Raw genomic sequence first — 13,267 nt, forward strand, 5'->3', positions numbered from 1 at the left:
GCGTACCGCTGCCGACGGCCCGTGCGTAGGCTTGCCGCATGACGAACGAGTGGGGAACTCCGGATCCGTCCGCCCGGCGAGACCGGTCCGCGGAGGTCGTCCCGGCGGCCGCCTCCGGCGAGGAGGTGGAGACCGCCCGCGTCGAGGACGCCGAGCGCGCGCTCGCCGTGCGCGAGGTCAAGCGGCGCCGCGACTTCCTGGGATCGCTCGGCGGATGGGCGAGCGTCTCGGCGATCACGACCGCCGTCTGGGTCGGCACAGGGGCCGACGGCTACTTCTGGCCGATCTGGCCGATGATCGGGATCGGGATCGGCGTCGTCGGCCAGGCCGCGTCGATCTGGGGTCCCGCCCGCAAGGAGATCACCGAGGCGGACATCGCCGCCGAGATGCAGCGCCGGGAGAAGCGCGGCCGCTGATCAGTCCAGGCGGCCGACCGAGGTGACGCGGACGACGGCCGCACCCTGCTCGTCCGACTCGGCGAGGTCGACGGTCGCCGAGATCCCCCAGTCGTGGTCGCCGGCCGGATCGTCGAGGATCTGCCGCACGAGCCACTGCGTCGGCTCCTCCGTGACGAGCAGCATCTTCGGCCCCCGGGCGTCGGGCCCGATGCCGATGCTGTCGTGCTCGTCGTAGTAGTCGTCCAGCGCGGCACCCCACGCGTCGGCGTCGAAGCCGGCGGCGGCGTCGAGCTCGCCGAGCGCCTCGTGGTCGTCGAGGGCGGCGAGGGTCACCCGGCGGAACATCTCGTTGCGCACCAGCACGCGGAAGGCGCGGTGGTTCGCGGTGAGGCGGCGCGGAGCGGGCGGCACGATCGCCTGGTCCGCCGCGTGGAGCGCCGGATTGACCAGCTCCTCCCACTCGTCGACCAGCGAGGAGTCGACCTGGCGCACGAGCTCGCCCAGCCACTCGATCAGGTCGTGCAGCTCCTCGTTCTTCAGCTCGTCGGGGATGGTCTGCCGGGCCGCGCGGAACGCGTCGGACAGGTAGCGCAGCACCAGTCCCTCCGAGCGGGAGAGCTTGTAGAACGCGGTGTACTCGCCGAAGGACATCGCCCGCTCGTACATGTCGCGCACGACCGACTTCGGCGAGAGCTCGAAGTCCTTCACCCACGGCTGCGCCGCGGTGTAGGTCTCGAAGGTCGCCTCGAGGAGCTCCTCGAGCGGCTTGGGGTGCGTGACGGACTCGAGCAGCTCCATCCGCTCCTCGTACTCGATCCCGTCGGCCTTCATCGCGGCGACGGCCTCGCCGCGGGCCTGGAACTGCTGGGCCCCCAGGATCGGGCGCGGGTCGTCGAGGGTCGCCTCGAGCACCGAGATCACGTCGAGCGCGAAGCTCGGCGACTCCGGGTCGAGAACGTCGAACACGGCCAGCGCGAACGGCGAGAGCGGCTGGTTGAGCGCGAAGTTCGGCTGCAGGTCGACGGTCAGGCGGATGCGGGTCACGCCGTCGGCGCCGACGCTCTGCTCGACCACGCCCGCCTCCCGCAGCGTCCGGTAGATGCCGAGCGCCCGGCGGGCGAGCTGCAGCTGCCGCTTCCACGGCTCGTGGTTGTCGAAGATCAGGGCGTGCACGTTCGCGTAGGCGTCGCCGCCGCGGGCGATCACGTTCAGCAGCATCGCCGACGTGATCGTCATGTGCGAGGTCAGCGTCTCGGGCTCGGCGTCGACGAGCTTGCGGAAGCTCGGCTCGCCCCAGCTGACGAAGCCCTGCGGCGCGCGCTTGGCGACCCACTTCCTCCGCTTCTTCGGGTCGTCGCCCATCTTGTCGAGAGCCTTCCGGTTCTCGGACTCGTGCTCGGGGGCCTGCACGACCACGGTCCCGGCGGTGTCGTACCCCGCGCGACCGGCGCGGCCGGCGATCTGGTGGAACTCGCGGGCCGAGAGCTGGCGGGTCCGGGTGCCGTCGTACTTGGTCAGCGCGGTGAGCAGCACGGTGCGGATCGGGACGTTGATGCCGACGCCGAGGGTGTCCGTGCCGCAGATCACGCGCAGCATGCCCTGCTGGGCGAGCTGCTCGACCAGGCGGCGGTACTTCGGCAGCATGCCCGCGTGGTGCACGCCGATCCCCAGCCGGAGCAGCCGGGAGAGGGTCTTGCCGAACGCGGTGGTGAAGCGGAAGCCGCCGATCACCTCGGCGATGCGGTCGCGGTGCTCGCGGGTGGCGATGTTCGCGCTGGTGAGCGCCTGCGCGCGCTCGAGAGCGGCCGCCTGCGAGAAGTGCACGACGTAGACCGGCGACTGGTTCGTCGAGAGCAGCTCCTCGATGGAGTCGTGGATCGGAGCGATCTCGTAGAAGTAGTGCAGCGGCACCGGGCGCTCCACGCCGGTGACCCGGGCGGTCTCCCGGCCCGTGCGGCGGCTGAGGTCGGCGGCGAGCGCCGTCACGTCGCCGAGGGTGGCCGACATCAGCACGAACTGCACGTGAGGGAGGGTGAGCAGCGGCACCTGCCAGGCCCAGCCGCGCGCCGGGTCCGCGTAGAAGTGGAACTCGTCCATCACGACCTGGTCGACCGGGGTGTCCTCGCCGTGCCGGAGCGCGAGGTTCGCGAGGATCTCGGCCGTGCAGCAGATGATCGGCGCGTCGGCGTTCACCGAGGAGTCGCCGGTGACCATCCCGACGTTGGAGGCGCCGAAGACGTCGACCAGCGCGAAGAACTTCTCGGAGACGAGCGCCTTGATCGGCGCCGTGTAGAAGCTGCGGCGCCCGGAGGCGAGCGCCGCGGCGTGCGCGCCGATCGCGACGAGCGACTTGCCGGTGCCGGTGGGCGTCGAGAGGATCAGGTTGGAGCCGGAGGCGATCTCGAGCATGGACTCGTCCTGCGCCGGGTAGAGCGGGAGGCCGCGCGACTCCGCCCACTCGGTGAAGGCCAGGTAGACCGCGTCGTCGTCGACGCGCCCGTCCGCGTCGGGCGTCGGCATGCGGTCGAGCAGCGTCGAGGTCATCCCCCCATCCTCCCAGCCCGCGGCCCGTCGCTCGGGTGCGATCCGTCACGGACGGCCCGTGCGCCCTCGCCTCACGGGCCGCGGGTGACGGATCGGTCCGCCGGAGCGAGGGCCCCGTCGACGAGTCCGACGACGCGGTCGGCATCGGCCAGCACAGAGGGGTCGTGCGAGACGCAGACCACGGTCGCGCCGCGGTCCGCCTCCGCACGCAGGACCGACCGGATCCGCTCCGCACTCGCCGAGTCGAGGCCGGTGGTGGGCTCGTCCAGGAGCAGCAGGCCGGCCCCGCGGGCGAGCCCCTGGGCGAGGAGCGCCCGCTGCCGCTGACCGCCGGAGAGCACCGCGAAGGGCTCCCGGGCGAGCGCGGCGATCTCCATCCGCTCGAGCGCGGTGGCGATCGCGTCCGCCGCGCGCGCGTCGCTGCGGCGGAGGCGGCCGAGCCGACCCCAGGTGCCCACCGCGACCACGTCGCGCACCGTCACCGGGAGGCGGTCCGGGATCGACGCCCGCTGCGGCACGAAGGCGATCGCTCCGGTGACGTCCCGCGTGCCGGACGTCAGTGGACGCACTCCCGCGATCACCTCCAGAAGCGTCGACTTGCCGGCGCCGTTCGGCCCGGCGATCACGGTCAGCGAGCGCGCGGCGACGTCGAGATCGACCCCCGCGAGAGCGCGGCGGGAGCCGAAGTCGACGTGAGCGCCTCGGAGGCGGACCGGGGGCTCGGGCAGGGGTGAGACGTCCATCCCGACGAGCGTACAGGAGTGATAACTGTTCTCATTATCGTGTACGGTCGGGCACCATGCCCAGCCTCCTCGCCGGAATCCTCGAGCCGTTCGCTCTCGACTTCCTCCAGCGCGCCCTCCTCGGCGGCGTCCTCGTCGCGGTCCTCTGCGGCGTCGTCGGCACCTGGGTGGTCCTCCGCGGGATGGCCTTCCTCGGCGAGGCGCTCGCCCACGGGATGCTCCCCGGCGTCGCCCTCGCGACGGTGCTCGGCGCGCCCGTCCTCGTGGGCGGCGCAGCCAGCGCGGTGCTGATGAGCCTCGGCATCGCGGCCCTGCAGCGGCGCGGACGACTGTCCTACGACACCAGCATCGGCCTGCTCTTCGTCGCCATGCTGGCGCTGGGGGTCATCGTGATCTCGCACTCGGGCAGCTTCGCCACGGACGCGACCTCGATCCTCTTCGGCGACATCCTCGCGATCACTCCCGTCGACATCGGGCTGCTCGCCGCCGCCGCCGGAGTAGGCCTCCTCGTCGCAGCGGCCTTCCACCGCCCGCTCGTCGCCCTGGCGCTGGATCCGCGCATCGCCGCGGTGCTCGGCCTCGGTCCGCGCTCGGCTCAGGCCGCGCTGGTCGGCCTGGTGACCCTCGCCGTCGTCGCCTCCTACCAGGCGGTCGGCTCGCTCCTCGTCGTCGGGCTCCTGCTGGCTCCCGCGGTGGCCGCCGGTCACTGGACCACGCGCATCCCGACCCGGATGCTGCTCGCGTCGATCCTCGGCGCGGCCTCCGTGCTCGTCGGCCTGCTCGTCTCCTGGCACGCGGCCACGGCCGCGGGCGCCTCGGTCGCCGGCACGGCCATCGCGGTCGCCGCGGTGTCCTGGGCGGTCCGCTCGGCCGCGTCGGCCCTCGCGTCCCGGTCGGGCCCTCAGCCGGTCGCCGCATGAGGCCCTGCCGGCACCGCTCCTCCCCCGCTCACCCTCGAAAGGACTCCGTGCACTCCCGAACCACCGCCTCCACCGTCCTCCTGGGCGCTCTCGCGCTGGGCCTGGCCGCCTGCTCGACCGATGCCTCCGCGCCGGCCGCGGACGACACGGGCTCCGGCCACGGCGCCGTCGCGAACGCCGCCGAGCTCGCCGAGCCGCGCCTGGGGCTGACGTCGATCGACCCGTCGGGCGCCGTGTCGCACCTCGACCTCCTCGACGAGACGGTCACCGGCCTCGGCACCATCGGCGCACCGAGCGCGATGACGACCGACGGCCGCTACCTCTTCGCCCAGACCGATGCGGGCGTCGAGATCGTCGACAGCGGCGTGTGGACCTGGGACCACGTCGACCACTTCCACTACTACCGCGCGGACCCCCGCCTGATCGGCACGGTCGAGGGCTCCGGGACGGCCGTCGTCGCCACGACGAACCTCTCGACCACCGGCGGAACCGGACTCTTCTTCCCCGACTCCGGCGAGGCGGTCCTCCTCGACACCGAGGCGCTGTCGAAGGGCGCGATCGTCGAGCGGTTCCGGAAGGACGTCGAGCCCGGACCCGGGATGGTCGTGCCCGTCGGCTCGTCCGCACTGGTGACCGAGGGGTCCGGATCCGGAGCGGCCGTCGCCGGCTACGACTCGGACGGCGAGCCGACCGGCCTCCGCGAGGCCTGCCCCGACCCCGCCGGGACGATCACCACCCGCGTCGGCGCCGTCATCGGCTGCTCCGACGGCGCACTCCTGGCGTCGATCGAGGACGAGGAGCTCGTCGTCGAGCGGATCCCCTACCCCGCCGGCACCACCGCGCCACCCGCCGCCTCCTTCGACAACCGCGAGGGCCGCCCCACGGTCGCCGGCCTCGCCGGGGACGCGGGCATCTGGCTCCTCGACACCCGGGAGCGCTCCTGGAGCCTCCTCCCCTCTCCCGCCTCGCTGGCGCAGGTCACCGCGGTGGACGACGCGGACGAGACCGTCCTCGCCCTCGCCGCCGACGGCCGCGTGCTGGTGCTCGACGGCTCCGACGGTGCGGTCCTCGCCGAGACCGCGCCCCTCGTCGCGGACACGACCGCGGACGGCTCGCGGCCCGTCCTGATCGCCGACCAGCAGCGGGCCTACCTCAGCGCGCCCGCCGAGCGGAAGCTGCACGAGATCGACTACGCGGACGGCGCGCGCCTCGCCCGCACCTTCGAGACCGCCACCGAGCCGGCCTTCACGGCGGAGACGGGCCGATGAGGCGCGGCTGGGCCGTCGCGTCCGCCGCGGCGGTCCTGCTCCTGTCGGGCTGCACGTCCGCGGAGGAGGACGAGAGGCCCCTCGTCATCGTCTCCACCAACATCCTCGGCGACGTCGTGGGCGAGCTCGTCGGCGACGAGGCGCAGGTCGTCACGCTGATGAAGCCCGACGCCGACCCGCACTCCTTCGAGATCTCGGCGCAGGAGGCGGCGCGCCTGCGCTCCGCCGACCTCGTCGTCTCGAACGGGCTCGGACTCGAGGAGGGCCTGCAGCAGCACCTCGACGAGGCCTCCGGTGAGGACGTCCCCGCGTTCGTCGCCGGCGACGCCGTCGACGTCCTCGACTACAGCGAGGGCGACGCGGAGGGGAGCCCGGACTCGCACTTCTGGACGGACCCCGGCCGGATGATCGACGTCGTCGACTCCCTCGGGCCCGTGCTCGCCACGCTCGACGGCGTCGATCCGGCCGCCGTCCAGGACCGGACGGCCGGCTACCGCGCCGAGCTCGAGCGGCTCGACTCCGAGATGGCCGCGGCGTTCGCCGCGATCCCCGCCGAGCGCCGCGCCCTCGTCACCAACCACCACGTCTTCGGGTACCTCGCCGACCGCTTCGACTTCGACGTCGTCGGCGCCGTCATCCCGGGAGGCACGACCCTCGCGGCGCCGTCCGCCTCCGACCTCGCCGATCTCGTCGACGCGGTCGAGCAGACCGGCGTCCCCACGATCTTCGCGGAGTCCTCGTCTCCCGACCGCCTGGTCCAGGCGCTCGCGAGCGAGGCCGACATCCGCGTGGAGGTGGTCGAGCTGTTCACGGAGTCCCTGACGGGGCCCGAGGGCGGCGCTCCCGACTACCTCGCCATGATGCGCGTCAACACGCAGCGCATCGCCACCGGGCTCTCCCCGTGAGCCCTCCGATCCACCACCAGGAAGAAGAAGCACCCATGCAGAATCCCCACGTCCGGCGGGCGGGCCTCGGCCTGATCGCCGCCTGCTCGATCACGGTCCTCGCGGCCTGCTCGTCGAGCTCGACCCCGGCCACCGAGTCCTCGGCGTCCACCGCACCGGCCACCGAGGCCGCGGCGGCCGCCGGCGCCCGCGTCGCCGTCGCCTACGAGGGCGGCATCCTCGTCCTCGACGGCGAGACCCTCGAGACCGTCGCGGACATGGACTCCGAGGAGTTCACCCGCCTCAACCCCGCCGGCGACGACCGCCACGTCATGGTCACCATGAGCGAGGGGTTCCAGCTCCTCGACACCGCCGCCGGCACCGGCGGCGAGCCGGAGCTGACGGACATCGTCTTCCCCGCGGACACCCCGGGCCACGTCGTCCGGCACGCCGGGAAGACCGTCCTCTACGCCGACGGCACGAGCGACACGACCGTCCTCGAGACCGCCGACCTGGCGTCCTCGGACGGGATGCCCGAGACCGAGACCATCCCGGGAGTCGAGGCGCACCACGGCGTCTCGATCGTCCTCGAGGACGGCACCTTCCTCACCACGGTCGGTGATGCCGACGGGCGCAACGGCATCGAGGTGCGCGACGCCTCCGGCGCCGTGACGGCCACGAACGACCAGTGCCCCGGAGTCCACGGAGAGGGCACGGCCGAGAACGAGGTCGTCGTCTTCGGCTGCGAGAACGGCGCCCTGGTCTACGACGGCGGCGAGATCACGAAGCTCGAGGCTCCGGACCAGCCGTACGGCCGCATGGGCAACGCCTGGGTCAGCGAGACCAGCCCGATCATCGTCGGCGACTACAAGGACGACCGCGACGCCGAGGGCTACCTCCTGCACCGCGTGGCGCTGATCGACACCGAGGCGAAGACCCTCGACGTCGTCGACCTGCCCGAGGGCGTCGAGTACACCTTCCGCGGCGTCGCCCGCGGCCCCGACGACCTGGCGTACATGATCGCCTCGGACGGCGCGATCCACGTCCTCGACCCCGAGACCGGCGAGCTGACCGCCTCCTACCCCGTCGTCGACGCCTGGGAGAGCCCGGTCGAGTGGCAGGACCCGCACCCCGCGATCACGGTCGCCGGGGACATCGCCTACGTGACCGACCCGGCCGCCGACAGCATCCACGCCGTCGACCTCACCACGGGAGAGGTCGTCGCCACGGGCGAGCTCGACGTCACGCCGAACGAGATCGCCGTCGCCGCGAGCTGACCATCGGCACGGAGGAGGGGCGCGGGGCCGTGGGCTCCGCGCCCCTCCTGTTCACCTGGAGGGGCCAGGATCTCCGCATGACGACCGACTTCGATCTCGACCAGGTGGTGCGCGACGTGACCGCGAACGTGCGCAAGAAGTTCCCCGACCACTCCGAGGAGCAGGTCGCGCCGCTCGTGCGCGAGGAGCTCGCGGACCTGCAGGACCGGCCCGTGCAGGACTACCTGACGGTGCTCACGGAGCGAGCGGTCAAGCGCCGCCTCAAGCGTGAGGCGCGCGGGGAGTAGACCGGGTCAGGCGAGCGCCCGCTCGATCGACGCCCGCAGCGCCGGAGCCGGCCGGAATGCGCCCGCCTCCTCCGCCTCGAGGAGCGCCTGCGCGTCCGCCGGGCTGTGCTCGCGGTACCAGCGGTCGACCGGGACGCCGTGCCCGGGCCGGCTCAGGACCTCGACGGCGTCGCCCGCCTCCACCGATCCGCGGTGCAGCACCCGCAGGTACGCGCCGGTGCGCCCCTCGTCGGCGAAGCGCTTCACCCACTGCGGCTCTCCGAGGGCCCGCTGGAACGTCGCGCACGGCGTCCGCGGCATCGTCACCTCGACCTCGACCGCCTCGCCGATCCGCCAGCGCTCGCCGATCGCGGCTCCGCTCACGTCGAGGCCCGCGATCCGCAGGTTCTCGCCGAACATCCCCGCGGCAACCGGCCGCCCCAGGCGCTCCGCCCACCAGAGCGCGTCCTCGTCGGAGTAGGCGTAGAGCGCCTTGTCGAGGCCGCCGTGGTGCGCGCGATCGGCCTGCACGTCGCCGTGGAGGCCCAGGTCGCGCACTCCGACGGGACCCTCGACCGGCCGCTTGTCGATCGCGGTCACGCCGACCGTGCCGGAGTCGGGCAGGAGGCGGGCGACGCGGCACACGGCGAGCAGGCGGGGCATGCCGCCATGGTGCCAGCACTAGGCTCGCCGCGTGCGCGACGCGACCGCTCCTCCCCGGCTCGACCCCCTCCTCCTCGACGGCCTCGCCGAGGGGTACGCCGGGGACACGGGCGCCCGGGAGCACGCCGAAGGACTGCGCTTCGCCGGCACCGACCTCACCGGCGCAGATCTCACCGCGGCCTCCTTCAGCGAGTGCGTGCTGGAGGGAGTGGTCCTGGACGGCGCCCAGCTGCGGGCCGCGTCGATCGCGGAGTCGCGGCTCGAGCGGCTGGACGTCCCCGGGCTCTCGGCGCCGCGGAGCCGGCTCCGATCCGTCGAGCTTCTCGCCTCGCGGCTGGGCTCGGCCGAGCTCTACGAGAGCACCTGGGAGCAGGTGCGCGTGGCCGACTGCAAGCTCGGCTACCTGAACCTCCGCGGAGCCGCGGTGCGCGACGTGCTGCTCGAGCGCTGCACGATCGACGAGCTCGACCTGGCGGGTGCGACCGGCACGCGGCTGCACCTGGTCGACTGCGACGTCCGCTCCCTCGATCTCTCCCGGGCCCGGATCGAGCACCTCGATCTGCGCGGCGCCGAGCTGCACGTGCTCACCGGGCTGGACGGCCTCCGCGGCGCCACCCTCTCCGAGCTGCAGCTCAGCCTGCTGCTGCCGCTGTTCGCGGAGCACTTCGGGGTGCGGGTGGGCTGAGCCGCCGGTCCGCCTAGCGCCGGCGGGCGATCAGCCGCGTCAGAGCGCGGCGGCCGAGGAGGAACACGGCCAGCACGACGGCCGTCACGATCACGAAGCTCCACTGCACGCCCTGCCCGGAGGCGATCCGCAGGAGCATCCCGCCCGCGACGGTCACCGCCCAGACGACGAGCCCGGCGGGCACGATCCGGTCCGGGGAGCGCCACGAGCGCGTGACGACCCAGCCGAGCAGGAGCGCCGCCAGGAACGGCCAGAGCGTGGTGAGCAGGCCGATCAGCGCCGACCCCTCGTCGTGGCTCCCGCGGCCGATCAGCACGAAGACCATGACGAGCACGGCGTCGAGGGCGAGGCCGAGCCCCGCGCGCCGGGTCATGCGGGCTCCGTCACGAAGTCGATGAGCTGCTCGACCCGGCCCAGCAGCGCCGGCTCCAGGTCCTGGAAGGTCCGCACCCGGCCGAGGATGCGCTGCCAGGCGCGCGCGATGTCGGCCTGCTCCTCGTGCGGCCAGCCGAGCGCCTCGCAGATCCCGTGCTTCCACTCGGTTCCGCGAGGGATCTCGGGCCAGCGCTCCAGGCCGATCCGGCCGGGCTTCACGGCCTGCCAGACGTCGATGTAGGGGTGGCCGACGACGAGGACGTGGGCGCCGTGCGGACCGGCGGCGACCTGCTCGGCGATCCGCGACTCCTTCGAGCCGCGCACCAGGTGGTCGACGAGCACGCCGATGCGGCGCCCCGGACCGGGCCGGAACTCTCGCACCAGCTCGTCGAGGTTGTCGACGCCCTCGATGTACTCGACGACGACGCCCTCGACCCGCAGGTCGTGGCCCCAGACCTTCTCGACCAGCTCGGCGTCGTGCCGGCCCTCGACGTAGATGCGGCTGGGCAGGGCGACCCGCGCCTTCGCGTCGGCGACGTGGAAGGAGCCGGAGGCGGAGCGCGCGCGACCGAGGCCGGCGTCGCGCTTCAGCCCGGGCGCCTTGAGCGACACGGGCTTCCCCTCGAGGAGGAACCCGGGCCCCAGCGGGAACACGCGGACCTTGCCGAACCGGTCCTCCAGCCGCACCATCCGCAGCTCCACGCCGAGCACGGCGCCCACGAAGCCGGAGGCGACCTCCTCGACCACCAGATCGCGCTCGGCCTCGACCACCGCCACCTCGACCCTGCCGCGGGCGCGCCAGTCGCCGGCGAGCACGTCCTGCCCGTACCTGTCCTCGTCCATCGCACCGAGGGTAGTCGGAGGCGCGCGGGGCGCCGCGCGGACACGGCGCATGCACCTCTGCTTACATGAGCAGATGACCGAGGACCTCGAACCCGCCGCCGAGCTCTTCAAGGTGCTGTCCTCCTCCTCCCGGCTGCGCCTGCTCCGGGCCCTCGCCGAGGAGACGTCGACGGTCGGGCGGCTGGCCGAGGTGACCGGGCTCTCGCAGCCGCTGGTCTCGCAGCACCTGCGGATGCTCCGCACCGCCGGGCTGGTCGCGGTCGAGCGCGTAGGCCGTGAGGCGCACTACTCCGTCGCCGACACCCACGTCACGCACATCGTCGACGACGCTGTCCGGCACGCCCTGGAGGGGTGACCTCCGTCCTTGTCGGGAACGATGATCGCTCTCGATTAGGCGCATCCATTGCAATGCGTTTATGGATCTGGTCGACTGGAGCCCGTCGCGTCCGCGGCCCCCGCATCCGGAAAGGCAGCACCATGAGCACCACCGATCTCCACGCCGAGCACCCCGTCACCGAGCACGAGCACGGCGAGGGCTGCGGTCACTCGGCCGTGCAGCACGAGGACCACGTCGACTACGTCCACGGCACGCACCACCACGCCCTGCACGGCGACCACTACGACGAGCACGAGTCGGAGGCCGAGCACTCGACCGCCGACCACGAGCACGGCGACGCCTGCGGGCACGAGACCGTGCAGCACGACGACCACGTCGACTTCGTCCACGACGGCCACAAGCACGCCGCTCACGCCGGCCACTACGACGAGCACTGAGGCCGTGCGCGACGGGAGGGCTCGCACCCTCCCGTCGGCGCTCAGCCCTGACGGGCCTTGAAGCGCGGGTTCAGCTTGTTGATCACGAAGACGCGGCCGCGTCGGCGGACCACCTGCGAGCCGGGCTGCGCCTTCATCGACCTGAGGGAGTTGCGAACCTTCACGGATGCTCCTGTCGTTAATGAGAACTGTTATCGATAGAGTAGCGGTCCATGGAGCCCCACCACCCCGCACCCCCCGTCCTCGCCGTCACCCTCGTCAGCGCGACCGACCCCCGCGACGCCCGGCGGACCGCCGCACTCCTCGCCGGCAGGCCCGAGTCCCGGATCGACCTCGAGGTCGATCCGCCCGGCGCCGACGGTCCCGCTCTCGCCGAGGAGCTCCACCGGCGCCTCGCGGCCGACGCCGACGACGGCCACCGCGGTCACACGGTCGTCGCCCTCGATGGCCAGGCCGACCCGCTCGAGATCGGACTCGTGCTCGAGCACCTCTGCGCGCAGCGGCATCCCGCCGACACCCGCATCGCGATCCTCGACGTGGTCGCCGTGACGTCGACGGAGGAGATCCTGCGCGTGCTCTGCGGCGGCGCGGGCCCCTCCTTCGACTCGGCGGAGCGCCTCGCCGCCCGCCTGGAGTTCTCGAGCCTCATCGCCCTCGCCGAGCCCCTCTCCGACAGCGACCCCGAGCGGACCGCACTCGTCCGCGACCTCCTGCGAGCACTCGCCCCCACCGCCGATCTCCTCCCCGCCGGTGAGCTCCCGGCGGCGCCACGGAGGCTCCACCCCCGGCGCGCGCACGCGATCGCCTCCTCGATGGGCTGGCAGTGCGCCCTCAACGGGACCTCGCGGCGCCGCGCCTCGGGCACGACCGTCGAGGAGTTCGTGTTCCGCGATCCGCTGCCCTTCCACCCCGGCCGCCTGAGCACGGCGGTCCACGGGGAGCTGGTGGCGGAGAAGGTGGGCCGCATCCTCCGCTCCCGCGGCCTGGTGCGCCTGGCGACGCGCGCCGACCGGGTCGGCTCGTGGTCGGTCGCCGGCGACGTGCTGACGCTGGACCCGACCAGCCTGCTCAGCTGGGACGAGGACGCGCCCCTCGGCCAGGAGCTCGCCTTCTTCGGGACGGGCCTGGACACCGGGAGGCTGACCGCCGTCCTGCAGAGCTGCCTGCTCACCCCCGAGGAGCTGCTGGCCGGCCCCGCCGCCTGGGCGGAGTACGCGGACCCCTTCCCGCGCTGGGTGGACGAGCACCGGCACTGAGCCGGACGTCCTCCGCCGCGCGGGACTCGACGAGCGCGACCCGGCCCCTGCGTCCGAGCGCCGCCCGCCCGCGCCAGCCGACCGTGCGCCGGGAGTGTGACGCGCGGAGGCTCCCTCCGGGCGGCGGGTGAGTAGGCTGACCGGACAGCACGTGCTCCGGGGTCGGTGGGAATTCCGAACCGGCGGTCACAGTCCGCGAGCCGCAGCCCCTCGAGAGGGGCGGCGGTTGACCTGGTGGAACTCCAGGACCGACGGTGAAAGTCCGGAGGAGAGGCAGCACGAGCGTCGCGCATCACCGCGCGATGCTGAGCGACGGTGCCCGCGCACCGTCGATCGAGACCCCGGAGTTCGGCGACGAACGGAAGAACCGG

16 protein-coding genes and 1 riboswitch are annotated in these 13,267 nt (G+C 73.2%); of the genes, 10 read left to right on the plus strand and 6 right to left on the minus strand.

Annotation, left to right across the window (positions count from 1 at the left end; translation table 11 throughout):
- The first annotated feature begins 38 nt into the window (after positions 1-38).
- Positions 39-416 carry a 2TM domain-containing protein gene (locus tag C5D50_RS15185; RefSeq protein ID WP_104272851.1) on the plus strand — a complete coding sequence of 126 codons (378 nt, stop codon included), beginning with the start codon at positions 39-41 and terminating at the stop codon, positions 414-416.
- Here the strand turns inward: C5D50_RS15185 and C5D50_RS15190 are convergent, their stop codons facing one another.
- Together C5D50_RS15190 and aztA are read right to left on the minus strand one after the other, a co-directional pair.
- Complete coding sequence (locus C5D50_RS15190; RefSeq protein WP_104250621.1) at positions 417-2,942, minus strand: RNA helicase; 2,526 nt, start codon at positions 2,940-2,942, stop codon at positions 417-419.
- Positions 2,943-3,013: 71 nt separating this feature from the next.
- Positions 3,014-3,685: a zinc ABC transporter ATP-binding protein AztA gene (gene aztA / locus C5D50_RS15195; RefSeq protein ID WP_104283875.1), complete on the minus strand. Its 672-nt coding sequence runs from the start codon at positions 3,683-3,685 to the stop codon at positions 3,014-3,016.
- 56 nt (positions 3,686-3,741) lie between these two features.
- Between aztA and aztB the strand changes: the two genes are divergently transcribed.
- The 5 genes from aztB (at position 3,742) to C5D50_RS15220 (ending at position 8,321) form a co-directional block, all read left to right on the plus strand.
- Positions 3,742-4,605, plus strand: coding sequence for a zinc ABC transporter permease AztB (gene aztB / locus C5D50_RS15200; protein ID WP_104283876.1), 864 nt, complete (start codon positions 3,742-3,744; stop codon positions 4,603-4,605).
- A gap of 47 nt (positions 4,606-4,652) precedes the next feature.
- Entirely contained in the window at positions 4,653-5,873 is a 1,221-nt protein-coding gene (locus C5D50_RS15205; protein WP_104283877.1) for an ABC transporter, read from the plus strand.
- On the plus strand, positions 5,870-6,778 hold the full coding sequence (gene aztC / locus C5D50_RS15210; protein WP_104283878.1) for a zinc ABC transporter substrate-binding protein AztC: 909 nt from the start codon (positions 5,870-5,872) through the stop codon (positions 6,776-6,778). Before C5D50_RS15205 ends, aztC begins: the two co-directional genes overlap by 4 nt.
- Positions 6,779-6,813: 35 nt before the next feature.
- Positions 6,814-8,034, plus strand: coding sequence for a zinc metallochaperone AztD (gene aztD / locus C5D50_RS15215; RefSeq protein WP_104283879.1), 1,221 nt, complete (start codon positions 6,814-6,816; stop codon positions 8,032-8,034).
- 77 nt (positions 8,035-8,111) lie between these two features.
- Positions 8,112-8,321 carry a three-helix bundle dimerization domain-containing protein gene (locus tag C5D50_RS15220; RefSeq protein WP_104262881.1) on the plus strand — a complete coding sequence of 70 codons (210 nt, stop codon included), beginning with the start codon at positions 8,112-8,114 and terminating at the stop codon, positions 8,319-8,321.
- Between the two features lie 6 nt (positions 8,322-8,327).
- Here C5D50_RS15220 and C5D50_RS15225 read toward each other — a convergent pair whose 3' ends face one another.
- A complete protein-coding gene (locus C5D50_RS15225) occupies positions 8,328-8,963 on the minus strand; it encodes an MOSC domain-containing protein (protein ID WP_104283880.1) in 636 nt (211 codons plus the stop codon).
- A gap of 31 nt (positions 8,964-8,994) precedes the next feature.
- Here C5D50_RS15225 and C5D50_RS15230 point away from each other — a divergent pair, with 31 nt between their 5' ends.
- On the plus strand, positions 8,995-9,648 hold the full coding sequence (locus C5D50_RS15230; RefSeq protein WP_104283881.1) for a pentapeptide repeat-containing protein: 654 nt from the start codon (positions 8,995-8,997) through the stop codon (positions 9,646-9,648).
- Between the two features lie 13 nt (positions 9,649-9,661).
- Here C5D50_RS15230 and C5D50_RS15235 read toward each other — a convergent pair whose 3' ends face one another.
- Entirely contained in the window at positions 9,662-10,021 is a 360-nt protein-coding gene (locus C5D50_RS15235) for a DUF3054 domain-containing protein (protein ID WP_104283882.1), read from the minus strand.
- Positions 10,018-10,866, minus strand: a complete 849-nt coding sequence (locus C5D50_RS15240; RefSeq protein ID WP_104226898.1) for a DUF3097 domain-containing protein — start codon at positions 10,864-10,866, stop codon at positions 10,018-10,020. Before C5D50_RS15240 ends, C5D50_RS15235 begins: the two co-directional genes overlap by 4 nt.
- Before the next feature lie 73 nt (positions 10,867-10,939).
- Here C5D50_RS15240 and C5D50_RS15245 point away from each other — a divergent pair, with 73 nt between their 5' ends.
- Positions 10,940-11,221 carry a helix-turn-helix transcriptional regulator gene (locus tag C5D50_RS15245; RefSeq protein ID WP_104222235.1) on the plus strand — a complete coding sequence of 94 codons (282 nt, stop codon included), beginning with the start codon at positions 10,940-10,942 and terminating at the stop codon, positions 11,219-11,221.
- Between the two features lie 122 nt (positions 11,222-11,343).
- A complete protein-coding gene (locus tag C5D50_RS16890; protein ID WP_104283883.1) occupies positions 11,344-11,640 on the plus strand; it encodes a hypothetical protein in 297 nt (98 codons plus the stop codon).
- Positions 11,641-11,681: 41 nt separating this feature from the next.
- Here C5D50_RS16890 and ykgO read toward each other — a convergent pair whose 3' ends face one another.
- On the minus strand, positions 11,682-11,804 hold the full coding sequence (ykgO, locus tag C5D50_RS15255) for a type B 50S ribosomal protein L36 (protein WP_104226896.1): 123 nt from the start codon (positions 11,802-11,804) through the stop codon (positions 11,682-11,684).
- Positions 11,805-11,852: 48 nt separating this feature from the next.
- Here ykgO and C5D50_RS15260 point away from each other — a divergent pair, with 48 nt between their 5' ends.
- A complete protein-coding gene (locus C5D50_RS15260) occupies positions 11,853-12,896 on the plus strand; it encodes a GTP-binding protein (protein ID WP_104289029.1) in 1,044 nt (347 codons plus the stop codon).
- 149 nt (positions 12,897-13,045) lie between these two features.
- Positions 13,046-13,178, plus strand: a riboswitch (FMN riboswitch).
- Positions 13,179-13,267 lie beyond the last annotated feature (89 nt).

The sequence above is a fragment of the Rathayibacter sp. RFBD1 genome (assembly GCF_002932915.1).
Taxonomy (GTDB): Bacteria; Actinomycetota; Actinomycetes; order Actinomycetales; family Microbacteriaceae; genus Rathayibacter.